Annotated in this window: 1 protein-coding gene; it reads right to left on the reverse strand. The window is 65.3% G+C overall.

Going from position 1 to position 708, the window contains the following annotated elements; genetic code table 11:
* A partial coding sequence (locus tag EOC94_RS33390; RefSeq protein ID WP_148128459.1) for a DMT family transporter occupies positions 1-708 on the reverse strand: 708 nt, incomplete at both ends.

The following is a 708-nucleotide window of genomic DNA, read 5'->3' on the forward strand; positions in this document are numbered from 1 at the left end:
CAAGCCTGGGATTGGCCCGCGCGGCGATCAGGCAGCCGGCGACGATCAGGCACGCTCCCGTCAGCGTGGTCCAGGTCGCCTCCTCGCCGAAGAAGAACCAGCCAAGCGCGACCGCCCAGATGAAGGCCGAGTATTCCGTCGGGATCAGATATTGCGCTTCGGCGCGGGCGTAGGACCAGCTCATCAGGAATTGCCCGGCGAGCGACAGCACCGTCACCCCGGCCAAAGGAAGCCAAAGATCGCTCGGCAGGGCGACGGCAAGCCAGGGTGCCGCGAGGCCGAGCAGGATGGCAACGCAAAGGTTCTGGAACAGCATGATCTCGATCGGCTTGGCCAACTGCGCCTGTTGCCGGGCGAGGATCAGATTGTATCCGTAGAACACGGTTGATACGAGCACCGCTGCCGTGCCGAGCATGGCGTCCTGCGAATAGTCTGCCTGCCCGAACTGGCCGGCCATGATGATGGCGACGCCGGCGATGCCGGCCAACGATGCCCAGACAGCCTGGCGTCGGATCCGTTCGCCCAGCAGCAGCGCGGCGAGAAACAGCGCAAACAAGGGCGCCACGAAGCTGAGCCCGATCGCCTCCGCGAGCGGCAGCCTGGCCAAGCCCCAGAAGAAGGATATCAGCACGACGCCGACAATTGCGGCACGCAGCGCATGCAGCCTCAGCACCGGAATGGTCGGCTTTAAGCGTGGTCCCGCCAACC

Source organism: Mesorhizobium sp. M6A.T.Ce.TU.016.01.1.1, assembly GCF_003997065.1.
GTDB classification, from domain to species: Bacteria; Pseudomonadota; Alphaproteobacteria; order Rhizobiales; family Rhizobiaceae; genus Mesorhizobium; species Mesorhizobium mediterraneum.